An 11,141-nucleotide genomic window follows, 5' to 3' on the forward strand; every position below is an offset into this window, starting at 1 on the left:
CGGGGGTGGATCTCCGCGGCGTGTGCTCAGGAGCCCGGCCTGGCGGCCGAGGCGGGGCCCTACCTGGAGCGCCGCCTCGCCGACCCGACCCTGCGAGCGGTCGTGCCGCACCTGGACCTGCTGGCGGCGTAGGCGTTCCGTGGCCGCTCATGATCACTGGTTGGGTGCGGTCCGCCGCGGTGTGCGCGGCTCCGGGTGTCGAGACGGTGATCACCGGTGGGTGGTGAGGCCCGCTCTATCTCATGATCACTGTTGTGGCGCGGGGAGCCGCGCTCGACGCGGTGGGGTGTGCCGGGACGGTGATCATCGCTGGCCGGTGAGGTCCGCCCATCCGTGCTCTTCGCTCTCCATGATCGACCTTCGGAGCCTCGGGGCGCGCTGAGTCCTTGCTTGAACGTTGATCATCGTGGGGTGGCAGGTGGGCCCTCGCATCCATGATCACCGTCTTGGAGCGACGGCCCGCGATCCCCGCGGCGGAGCGCGCCACAACGGTGATCATGGTGAAGGGTCAGAATCCCCGCCGCGCCTTCATGATCACCCTTGCGCAGTCGGAAACCGCGGCTGCGCGCCGAGTCGGCGATCACGTCGTCCAGGGACCCGGAAACGCCCCCCCTGCCTGCCCACCGCCCGTCACGATCGTCGACCGGGAGCGACCCGCCGTGCGGGGTGACGATCACGGGCCCTATCGGAAGGTGTTCAGGAAGCGGTCGCGGAAGGCGTCCATCCGCCACACCGGGGCGTCGGGGCCCGGCGCGAGGCCCGGCTGCCACTGCCAGGCCTGGCCGACCGTGTCGAGGACCTGCTGGTCGCGGGTGACGATCGAGATCGGGACGTCGTGGTTCGGGCTGTCGTGGGTGATCATCGGCGACGGCTGGTGGTCGCCCAGCACCACGAGCACGAGATCGTCGCCGCCGTAGTCCTGCACCCACGAGACCAACGAGTTCAGCGAGTACTCCACGGACTCCCGGTAGTTCGTGCGCACGCGGTCGGGGTTCTCCCAGATCACGTCGGGAGCGTCGAGGCCCTCGACGTCGCTCGCGTAGGTCGAGCCGTCGCCGATCTCGTCCCAGGGCCGCAGGGCCGGCACCGCGACCCACGGGGTGTGGCTGGAGGTCAGCGTGATCTCGCCGCCCAACGGGCCGCGGCCGGGCTTGCCGTAGGCGAGTTCCTGGAAGCGGGCCAGCGCGTACTGGTCCGGCATCGGTGACCAGCCGAAACCGGGTCCGCGGTAGCCGAGGCCGTGGGCGTCGAAGTAGCTGTCGACGCCGTAGAAGCGGCTCTCCGGCCACGGCTCGGTGGTCCCCGGCATGATCCCGACGGTCTCGCGCCCGGTCTGCTGGAACACCCGGCTCAGGGTCAGTCGGTCGCTGGTGGTGAGGCTGCGGTAGCGCTGCTGGTTGTCGATCCACAGGCCGGACAGGAGCGTCGCGTGTGCGAGCCAGCTGCCGCCGCCCGCGATCGGCGAGGTCAGCCACCCGCTGCGGCTACCGAAGCCGGCCCCGGCGAGGCTGCTGGTCCCGGCGGCGAGCGTGGCGCCGATCTGCGGCGCGTACTGCGGGTCCTCGACGGCGCTGCGGCCGTAGCTCTCGACGTACGCGACCACCACGTCCTTGCCCTTCAGGGCGGTGAGGAGCTGGTCGGGAGGGGTGCCGGCGAACTTGTCGTCCGCGGCGATGCGGGCGAACTCCTGCTCGTCGTGCAGGCTGACGGGGATCTGCCTGCCCACCGACACGGCCAGCGCCGCGGCGCTCCGGCTCGCCAGCGGGACCGGCGGCGCGAGGGTGGCCCCGGTGACCGCGCAGACCAGCCACACCACGGTGACGGCGCCCAGCGCCCGGACGCCGGGGAGCCGGCCCGCGAGCCGTCGCACGGCCAGAGCCATGATCACCGGGATCCCGACGGCGAGGACGGCGGCGGCGATCATCGCGCTGATCGCGGCGACGCGGCCGTAGGACTCGGTGAGGAAGTCCGCGGCGTTGCCCAGCAGGGGCAGGTCGAGGACGGGATCGAAGCCGCGGGCGAGGACGGCGCGGAAGCCGAGGTCCGCGATCCGGACGATGACCAGCACCCCGATGGCGGCGCCTCCCGCGAGTGCGGCGATCCGGCGGGCCCGGCCGCGCAGGACCAGCAGGACCGCAGCGCCCACGAGGGCCTCGACCGGGATCCGGAGGAACGCCTCCGGGGCCAGCTCGGCGACCTCACCGGGCGCCGTCAACGCCCCCAGCACGAGCACCGCGGCCAGCGCCGTGAGCACCCACCCGACACCCACCGCGAGTCGCCCTCCGGGGGTGTGCGAGTCGCCTTCGGAAGGTGGGCGAGTCCTCGGGGACCCCGCGAGTCCGCCCTCCGGCGGCGTGTGACTCGCGCTGGATGCCGTGGTCCGTCCGCGCCGCCGGGTCCTGGTCCCGCGCTGAGGGGGGACCGGCGGGGACGCGCCGTCGGACTCGGGTGCCACCGCCGTGCTCGCACGTCTCGCGCTCCGGTGGTCGTCCGCCCGGCCACCGGGCTCGGGTGCCTCGTCCCCGGGTTCGTGCACGTGCGCTCCTCGCGGAAGGGTCGGGGCCGTGGTGCCCCGACACCTAGCGACACGGTCCGCGCCGCGGCGCGGTTCACCCGCACGCGGCGAACGGGCGCTCCGATCAGCCGAGCGGCTCGACCTCGTCCCCGACGCGCAGGACGGCGCCCGGATCGTCCGGGATCAGGTTGGTGCCGAACACGATCATCGAGCCGATCCGGCGGTGACGGGCCAGCGTGGCGAGCGGTTCGCGGCCCTTCTCCCCGGTCTCCGCGTCGACGGTCGTGAGCACGCACCGCGAGCACGGCTTGACCGCGCGGAACCGAGCCTCGCCGATCCGCAGCCGCGACCACTCGTCCTCCGCCCAGGGCGTGGCGCCCGAGACCACGACGTTGGGTCGGAAGCGGACCATCGGCACCGGGCCCTCCGCGGCGTTGCGGCCCTCGGCGATCAGGGCGTTGAGTGCGGCGAGGCTGGCGTCCGTGGTCAGCAGCAGCGGGTAGCCGTCCGCGAACGAGACCCGGTCGCCGGGCGCGCCGAACTCGGGATCGACGGGTCGGCGCTGTGGGTCGTCGAGGTACACGAGCCGGACGTCCGTGCCGAGCACCGCGGTGAGCCAGCCCGCGGCCGCCTCGCCCGCCGAGGTGGCCTTGACCCGGTTCCGCCAGACGACGACGTCCGCCAGCGGCTCGACCCGAGGGAAGGACACCCGCAGGGGCTCGACGCCAGGGGAGTGCAGGGTCAGCCCCTGCTCGTCCGGGACGGGGTGGACGAGCACGAGCCGCGGCAGGGTCCGGGCGGTGACGAAGGTGCCGTCCGGGTCCGTGATCATCCAGCGTCGGTCCCCGGCCAACCCCCACGGCTCGACGACCGCCTCCCGCAGCGACTCACCCCGGCAGGACTTCACGGGGTACCGGGCGAGTGAGCTCACGACCAGCGACACCCGACCATCGTACGGGCGAGCGAACGGCATTTTCGCTCACTCAGAGTGCCGTTCGTGCAGGATCGGGGCGTGCGTCTCTTCGTGGCGGTCGTTCCTCCGCCGGTCGTCGTCGCGGACCTGGAGCGGGCGCTGGCTCGCCACCGGGACGCGGCGGTGCGGTGGACGGGTTCGGCCCAGTGGCACGTGACGCTCTGCTTCCTCGGCGAGGTGGCGGCGGACTCGCTCGATCCGCTCGTCGCCGGACTCGGCGCCGTCGCCGAACGGACAGCGCCCCTGCGGCTCGCGCTCCGGGGCGCGGGGCGGTTCGGGGACCGGGTGCTGTGGGCGGGGGTGGCGGGGGAGACCGCTCGGCTCGCCGTCCTCGCGGGGGCCGTCCGGGAGGCGGCCGGCGCGGGCGCCGACGAGCACCCCTTCCGCCCCCACCTCACCCTCGCCTACGGCCGCGCCGACCTGGATCCGCTGGTCGAGGCGTTGCAGGCGCTCGGGAGCGACGCCTGGCAGGCCGACGAGATCGTGCTCTTCCAGAGCTCGCCGGGACCGGTCTACACCCCGCTGCGAGCCTGGCCATTGAGCGGCTAGTCCCGTCCCCTGGCACGACCGGGGCCTCCGCGCAGGGCGGATCGAGCGCGTCGAGAGGTCGACTTCGCGCGTGTCGGTAGGACGACTCGAGCGCGTCTGGAGGACGATCTGCGCGCTCCGGGAGGGCGACTCGTGGCGCTGTGGGAGGGCGACTCGCGGGGGCTCGGAGGTCGACTCGGCCTTCGGGACGACCACCTGCTGCGCCTCGGGAAGCGACTCGCGGGCCTGGAGCGGATGACTCGCGGGGACGACTCGCCAGCTTCAGGAGGGACCACCTACAGGCCCCTGTGTCCGACTCGCGCGTCGAAAGTGTGGGACTCGCGGGGCGGTGTCGGACTCGCGCGCTCCTGTGTCGGACTCGCGCGTCGAGAGTGTGGGACTCGCGGGGCTGTGTGGGACGCGCGGGACACTCTGTCGGACCGGGCCGCACCCCCGAGCGGGGAGTGCGGCCCTCGTCGTCGTGGGGGGCTCAGCCCGCGGCGCTGAGGTCCATGTACGTGACCTCCCAGTGGTGGCCGTCCGGGTCGAGGAACGAGCGGCCGTACATCCAGCCGTGGTCCTGCGGGTCCTGCGCCTTCGCGCCGCCACCGGCCAGCGCGGCGTCGGCGATCCGGTCGACCTCCTCGCGGCTCTCGACGCCGAGGGCGAGGATCGCCTCGGTCTCCCCGGACGCGACCGGGCGGACCGTGAAGGTGGTGAAGTGGTCCGGCGTGAGCAGCATGGCGTAGATGCCGGGGCCGATCTCCAGGGACACCGACTGCTCGGAGCAGAAGTCCTCGTTGAAGGTGTAGCCGAGCGCGCTCCAGAAGGACCGTGTCGTGGCGATGTCGGAGATCTGCAGGTTGACGAAGATCGAGGTCGTGGCCATCGGGGTGCTCCTTCGTGGGCCGGGGGTCCGTCGGAGGAGGAGACCGTACCGCCCGGGAAATGTCATCGGTTCGGGGTCATGACCACCGCGACCAGCACTGACAGGCTGGAGTCCATGAGCGACACGCGGCCGGCTGCACCGCCGGTGGACCGGGGCTTCCTCGGTCAGCCCTCGATGTTGTCCGCCCTGTTCGGGGTGGAGCTGTGGGAGCGGTTCTCCTTCTACGGCATGCAGGGCATCCTGTTGATCTACCTGTACTACTCCGCGGCCCAGGGCGGCCTCGGGATCTCCGAGGCCACGGCCACCGGGATCGTCGGGGCGTACGGCGGGCTCGTCTACCTGTCGACGATCATCGGGACCTGGCTCGCCGACCGGGTGCTCGGCGCGGAGCGGACGCTCTTCTACTCCGCGGTCGTCGTCATGGCCGGGCACATCGCGCTGTCGGTGCTGCCGGGGATGCTGGGCGTGGGCGTCGGGCTGGTGCTGATCGCGCTCGGCAGCGGTGGGGTGAAGGGCAACGCGACCGCCCTCGTCGGCACCCTCTACGCGCCGGGCGACGAGCGGCGCGACGCCGGATTCTCGCTGTTCTACCTCGGCATCAACCTGGGTGCCCTGGTCGGCCCGCTGCTCACGTCCTGGCTGGCGGACGTCGCGGGCTTCCACGTCGGGTTCGGGCTGGCCGCGGTCGGGATGGCGGTCGGGCTGATCCAGTACTCGATCCGGCGCAAGCACCTCCCGGACAAGGCCCGCGAGATCCCCTCGCCCCTCGCGGCGCACGAGCGGACCCGGATGCTGGTCCTGGTCGCCGTGGCGCTGGTGGCGATCGTCGTGCTGGCCCTCACCGGCGTGCTGAGCGCGGACCGGCTGGACCTCGCCGTCATCGGAGTGACGATCGTCGCGACCATCGGCTACTTCGCCCTCCTGCTGACGAGCCGGAAGGTCACCGCGGTGGAGCGGCGCCGGGTGCTCGCGTTCATCCCGCTGTGGGTCGCGAGCGCCGCGTTCTGGTCGCTCTACCAGCAGCAGTTCACCGTCGTGACGCTCTACTCCGACCAGCGCCTCGACCGGAACGTCTTCGGCTGGGAGTTCCCCGTCGGCTGGGTGCAGTCGATCAACCCGGTCTTCATCATCATCCTCTCGGGCGTGTTCGCGGCCCTGTGGACGAAGCTGGGCAGCCGCCAGCCCGCCACCCCGATCAAGTTCGGGCTCGGCACGGCGATCATGGGCGTGGCGTTCCTGCTGTTCCTGCCGATGGCAGGGGGCGGGCCGAACAGCGCGCCGCTGCTCGGGCTCGTCGGCATCCTGTTCGTGTTCACCGTCGCCGAGCTGATGATCTCGCCCGTCGGGCTGTCGATCTCCACCAAGCTGGCGCCGGAGGCCTTCCGCGCGCAGATGGTGGGCCTGTTCTTCCTCTCGGTGGCGCTGGGCAGCGCGTTGTCCGGGACCCTGGCAGGCTTCTACAGCGAGGAGTCCGAGACCGCGTACTTCGGCATCCTCGGGGCGGTCGCGATCGCGATCGGGCTGCTCGTGATGCTGTCGACGCCGCTGCTCAAGCGGCTGATGGAGGGCGTGAAGTGACGGACCGGGCAGTCCGCTGGGGAGTCGTCGGGCCGGGGCGGATCGCTCGGAAGGTGGCGGCGGACTTCCCGCACGTCGCCTCGGCGTCCCTGACGGCGGTGGCGTCGCGCTCGAAGGATCGCGCACAAGCCTTCGCGGACGAGTTCGGCATCCCCACGGTCCACGACTACCGGACGATCCTCGAGGACCCGGACGTCGACGTCCTCTACCTCGCCACCCCGCACCCGCAGCACCGGGCCATGGCGCTCGCCGCGATCCGCGCGGGCAAGCACCTGCTGGTGGAGAAGGCGTTCACGGTCACGCCGGAGGCCACCCGGGAGATCGTCGCCGCGGCCGCCGAGCACGGCGTGTTCGTGATGGAGGCGATGTGGACGCGCTTCCAGCCCGCCGTCGTGAAGCTCCGCGAGCTGATCGCGGAGGGTGTCATCGGCGAGGTCCGCGCGGTGCAGGCGGACCTGGGCGCCCAGCAGAACGCGGACCCCGAGGACCGCTTCTTCAACCCGGCCCTCGGCGGCGGCGCGCTGTTCGACCTCACCGTCTACCCGATCTCCTTCGCGCAGATGGTGCTCGGGCGGCCCGAGACCGTCGTCGCGCACGGGCAGCTGGCCCCGGAGGGGGTGGACGTCGAGGAGTCGATCCTGCTCACCTACCCCGAGGGCCGCTCGGCGACGCTGTTCGCCTCGCTGCGCTGCCAGTCCCCGGGGATGGCCCGCGTGGTCGGGACGGGCGGGTGGATCGAGGTCCCGCCGCGCTTCCACCACCCCTCTGCGCTGCTCGTGCTCCGCAACGGGCACCCCCCGGAAGAGCTGTCCCTGCCCGCCCTCGGCGCCGGTTACTCGCACGAGATCGCCGAGGTCACCGAGGGGATCCGGGCCGGACGGGTGGAGAGCCCGGTCATGCCGCTGGCGGACACCGTGGCGGTGCAGGACATCATGGCGGCCGTCGCGGACCAGCTCGGCCTGCAGGTGCACGAAGGCCCCGCCGACCTCGAACACTAGTTCGATCCACAGCTGGGGACAGCCCTGTGGACAAGTCGAGATGAACGTCAGTGCTGTTTGATCATGCCTCCGACGACACTGACGTTCATCTCGGCGTGAGCCGTGAGCCGTGAGCCGTGAGCCGTGAGCCGTGAGCCGTGAGCCGTGAGCCGTGCGGCGTGCGGCGTGCGGGCGGCGTCAGCGGCGGCGGGTGCGGCGGGTGGTCGGCATGTCCATGCGGTCGCCGAGCATGGTCCGGCACACTCGGACGGCGTGCGTGCGCAGGCGCTCGTCGTCTCCCAGGCGCAGGGCGATCTCGTCGAGCAGGGAGGCGAGGCCGAAGGCGTACTCCGGGCGGTCGAGACCGGCGTACCCGGCCTGGACGGCGTCGTGGCGGAGCCAGGCCGCGGCCCGGCCGATGATCTCCTGGTCGGCGCGCAGGGCGGCGAAGCGCCGGCGCTCGTACTGATGCACGGGTCCCCCGAGGGTCTTGCTGGGTGAACGGACGAGGCCCGGGGGAAGCGGACCGGCAGCCCATGCTGCCTGCTCCGCCCCTCCCGGGCCATCCCCGAACCGCTCACACCACGAGCAGTACCGCCCCCGCCACCGTGAGCAGCGTCCGCACCGTGTGGGCACGGTTCCACGGACCCTCGAAGCGTTCCCAGGCCGTCGCGTCGGCCTGCGCGCCGTCGAGCGCGGTGTTCAGGGGGATGTTCACCGCGACCGTGACGACGTGTGCCCCGACGACCGTGACCACGGCACCGGCCACCACCGGCCAGGATCCCTGGAGGGCGGCGAGCACCGCGGTGGCCAGCGCGACGAGCGCCGTCCCTACGAACAGGGTGCCGAACACCGGGTTCACGATGGCTCGGTTGATCGCCTGCATCGCCCCGGCCGCCTCCGCGGGCGGCCGCCGGTGCAGGCCCGGCATGACCGCCGTCGAGAAGGCCAGGAAGAGCCCGCCGAGCAGGGCCGCGGCGACCGCCGTCACCGTGGTGAGCACGGCGGTCATGCCGGCACCCCCAGCGCGTCGGCCCAGATGGCGACGGTGGTGGGCGTGGTCGCGTCCGCCGTGCGACCCGCGCTGTGCACGAGACCGGAGTTGAACGCGGCGTTCATCTCGACGTGCAGGGCGGCGACGTCCGGCGGCATCCCGATGCCGGTGAGCGCGTCGACCATGGCCTCGTCCGGCACCCGGACGTAGCCCAGGTCCGGCAGCCCGACCCGTGGCCCGAGCTGCGCGATCGCCTCCGGAACGGTCAGGTCGGCGGGTCCGAGCAGCTCGCGCACCCCGGTCCGGGTGCGGCCGAGCAGGGCCTCGGCCGCCGCGTCGCCGACGTCGCCGGTCGCGACCATCGGCAGGCGGACCGCGGGGTCGATGGTGTCCGCGTGGACGCCCTCGGCCCGCATGGCGTCGAGGCCGTAGAGGAAGGACTCGAAGAAGAGGCCTGGACGGAGGAACAGGACGTCCGCGTCGAGCGTGCGCAGCCGCTGCTCCTGGGCGTGCAGGCTCGCCAGGTAGCCCGTCCCGCCCGGCACCTCGGCGCCGACCGCGCTCAAGGCGACGACGTACGGCACCCGCGCCGCGCGCAGCGCCTCGGTGACCGCGGTGCCGAGCCGGTCCTGGTGGGCGACGTAGCCCGCCTCGAACAGCTCGAACGGCAGCAGGACGTACGCGGCGTCGGCCCCGGTGAACGCCCGGGTCAGGAACTCCCGGTCGCCCGCGTCGCCCTGCCAGGTCTCGGTCCCCGGGACGGGGCGGCCCGAGCGGGACACCGCGCGGACCTGCTCGCCCGCCTCGACCAGCCGGACCGCGGCACGACGGCCGGTGTTCCCCGTGGCTCCCAGAACAGTGATCATGTCGAACTCCCTCGTCGGTGGACGAGTCCGAGACTGCCGCCAGGAGGCGGGACGCAGAATGGTCGTGCGTCCGGCTTCCATGCTCGATCGTCCAGAACGGCTGGACGTGGTCGCCGCGGGTCGCCACGCTGTCCCCATGACGCAGCCGCCGTGGACCTCCTCCGACGCCGTGGGCGAGGCCCTGCACGTCCTGCGGATGTCCGGCACGTACTACTGCCGCTCGGACCTGTCCGAGCCGTGGGGCTTCAGCTTGCCTGCGATGCCCGGGTGCCTGTGGTTCCACGTGGTGACGGCCGGGCGCTGCGAGCTGGAGGTCGGGGACGCCACCGTGGAGATGGGCGTCGGCGATCTCGTGCTGGTGCCGCGCGGGGAGGGACACGTGCTGTCCAGCGGGTCCGGCGTGCCCACGCCGTCGATCATGGCGATCCCGCACGACATGCCGGACAGCCGCTACGCCGTGCTGCGCTACGGGGGCGGCGGCACGGAGAGCACGATGGTGTGCGGCGCCGTCCGCTTCGACCACCCGGCCGCCCGCACGCTCGTCGGGCTGCTGCCGGAGCTGATCCACGTGCCCGTCTCGCCGCTCACCGGGCGGCTGCAGGACACCCTCCGGCTCATCGCGCTGGAGGTCGAGGAGCTGCGGCCTGGCGGCGAGGCGGTGATCACCCGGCTGGCCGACGTGCTGGTCATCCAGGCCATCCGCAGCTGGCTGGAGACCGACGCCGCGCGCACGGGCTGGCTCGGTGCACTCGCCGACCCCCAGATCGGCCGGGCCCTGGCGCTGGTCCATCGCGAGCCCGCCCGGGACTGGTCGGTCGCCGCGCTGGCCACGGAGGTCGCGATGTCCCGTTCCGCCTTCGCGGCCCGCTTCACCGAGCTGGTCGGCGAGCCCGCGATGGCGTACGTGACGCGGTGGCGGATGCACGTCGCGATGGACCGGCTGGCCGCGGGCGAGACGGTCGCGCGGATCGCCGCCGAGCTCGGCTACCGGTCCGAGGCGGCCTTCAGCAGGGCGTTCACGCGGGTGGTGGGGGAGTCGCCGAGCTCGGCCCGTCGGGCACTGCGGGTGCGGGACGACCTGTCGGAGTGGGCGAGCTGACGAGCCTGCGTGCCGTGGGCGAGGCCAGCCAGACCGCCACCACGGCCGAGACGACGGCGAGCCCGGCCAGTCCCGGCGCGAACCGCCCGCCGCCGACGGTCGCCAGCAGCAACGGCACGAAGAAGCCCAGGTAGGAGCAGGCGTAGAAGGTGCCGGTGAGGGCGCCGCGGGCGGCCGGGTCGGCGAGCCGCGCGACGAGCGTGAGGCCGGTCGCGAGGCAGATGCCGTAGGCGAGACCGAGCAGCACCGAGACGGGCAGGACGAGCTGCCAGATCCCGCTCCGGTCGGCGAGCAGGCCGACCGCGGTGCCCACGGCCCCGAGGCCGAGGGCGATCGCGCCGGACCAGGTCGTGCCCAGGCGTCGGACCACGGGTTGGACGGCCACGCCGGTCCCCATCGTGATCCCGGCGACCACCCCGGTCACCGCGACCCCCACCCCGGGCATGACCGGGTCCAGCTCCAGGGGCAGGACGTTGACCGCGGTGGCGGCGTAGGCGAACACACCGACGGCGATCGGCACCACGTGGGCGAACGGCGTGGCGACGAGCCTGCGGTCGTACGGGCTGCTCATCACGCCCGCGGCCCGCGCCGCCGCGGCGAGGTTGTGCGAGTCGAACCAGGCGCCCTTCGGGGTGCCCGTCGTGCCCGACGTCCAGATGATCACCGCCGGTGCGGCGGGGTCCGGTGCGGGGCGGAGCTCCCCCAGCCCCGGGTGCGCGTAC

11 protein-coding genes are annotated in these 11,141 nt (G+C 73.1%); 4 read left to right on the plus strand and 7 right to left on the minus strand.

Annotated elements, in window-relative coordinates; translation table 11 throughout:
• Positions 1 to 682: 682 nt before the first annotated feature.
• Together H5J29_RS08745 and H5J29_RS08750 are read right to left on the minus strand one after the other, a co-directional pair.
• Positions 683 to 2,269 (minus strand): alkaline phosphatase family protein, encoded by a 1,587-nt coding sequence (locus H5J29_RS08745; RefSeq protein WP_181780414.1) that lies wholly within the window; start codon positions 2,267 to 2,269, stop codon positions 683 to 685.
• A gap of 370 nt (positions 2,270 to 2,639) precedes the next feature.
• Entirely contained in the window at positions 2,640 to 3,458 is an 819-nt protein-coding gene (locus H5J29_RS08750; RefSeq protein WP_312858121.1) for an MOSC domain-containing protein, read from the minus strand.
• 69 nt (positions 3,459 to 3,527) lie between these two features.
• On the opposite strand from H5J29_RS08750, the gene thpR reads away from it, so the two are divergent.
• Positions 3,528 to 4,037 carry an RNA 2',3'-cyclic phosphodiesterase gene (thpR, locus tag H5J29_RS08755; RefSeq protein ID WP_312858122.1) on the plus strand — a complete coding sequence of 170 codons (510 nt, stop codon included), beginning with the start codon at positions 3,528 to 3,530 and terminating at the stop codon, positions 4,035 to 4,037.
• 469 nt (positions 4,038 to 4,506) lie between these two features.
• Here thpR and H5J29_RS08760 read toward each other — a convergent pair whose 3' ends face one another.
• A complete protein-coding gene (locus tag H5J29_RS08760) occupies positions 4,507 to 4,905 on the minus strand; it encodes a VOC family protein (RefSeq protein ID WP_181780417.1) in 399 nt (132 codons plus the stop codon).
• A gap of 114 nt (positions 4,906 to 5,019) precedes the next feature.
• Between H5J29_RS08760 and H5J29_RS08765 the strand changes: the two genes are divergently transcribed.
• Together H5J29_RS08765 and H5J29_RS36160 are read left to right on the plus strand one after the other, a co-directional pair.
• Positions 5,020 to 6,483, plus strand: coding sequence for a peptide MFS transporter (locus H5J29_RS08765; protein ID WP_181780418.1), 1,464 nt, complete (start codon positions 5,020 to 5,022; stop codon positions 6,481 to 6,483).
• A complete protein-coding gene (locus tag H5J29_RS36160; RefSeq protein ID WP_181780419.1) occupies positions 6,480 to 7,481 on the plus strand; it encodes a Gfo/Idh/MocA family protein in 1,002 nt (333 codons plus the stop codon). The genes H5J29_RS08765 and H5J29_RS36160 overlap by 4 nt, the downstream gene beginning before the upstream one ends.
• Positions 7,482 to 7,658: 177 nt before the next feature.
• On the opposite strand, the gene H5J29_RS08775 is transcribed toward H5J29_RS36160, so the two are convergent.
• The 3 genes from H5J29_RS08775 to H5J29_RS08785 all read right to left on the minus strand — a co-directional run bounded on the left by H5J29_RS08775 (position 7,659) and on the right by H5J29_RS08785 (position 9,320).
• A complete protein-coding gene (locus H5J29_RS08775) occupies positions 7,659 to 7,934 on the minus strand; it encodes a hypothetical protein (RefSeq protein WP_181780420.1) in 276 nt (91 codons plus the stop codon).
• Between the two features lie 103 nt (positions 7,935 to 8,037).
• Complete coding sequence (locus tag H5J29_RS08780; RefSeq protein WP_181780421.1) at positions 8,038 to 8,472, minus strand: anthrone oxygenase family protein; 435 nt, start codon at positions 8,470 to 8,472, stop codon at positions 8,038 to 8,040.
• Entirely contained in the window at positions 8,469 to 9,320 is an 852-nt protein-coding gene (locus tag H5J29_RS08785) for an NAD(P)H-binding protein (protein WP_181780422.1), read from the minus strand. Before H5J29_RS08785 ends, H5J29_RS08780 begins: the two co-directional genes overlap by 4 nt.
• Positions 9,321 to 9,456: 136 nt before the next feature.
• Here H5J29_RS08785 and H5J29_RS08790 point away from each other — a divergent pair, with 136 nt between their 5' ends.
• Positions 9,457 to 10,419 (plus strand): AraC family transcriptional regulator, encoded by a 963-nt coding sequence (locus H5J29_RS08790; RefSeq protein ID WP_181780423.1) that lies wholly within the window; start codon positions 9,457 to 9,459, stop codon positions 10,417 to 10,419.
• Here the strand turns inward: H5J29_RS08790 and H5J29_RS08795 are convergent.
• Positions 10,337 to 11,141, minus strand: an 805-nt coding sequence (locus tag H5J29_RS08795; RefSeq protein ID WP_181780424.1) for an AMP-binding protein, incomplete at its 5' end; no start/stop codon positions are given. The genes H5J29_RS08790 and H5J29_RS08795 overlap by 83 nt on opposite strands.

This window comes from Pseudonocardia pini (assembly GCF_013870575.1).
GTDB classification, from domain to species: domain Bacteria; phylum Actinomycetota; class Actinomycetes; order Mycobacteriales; family Pseudonocardiaceae; genus Pseudonocardia; species Pseudonocardia pini.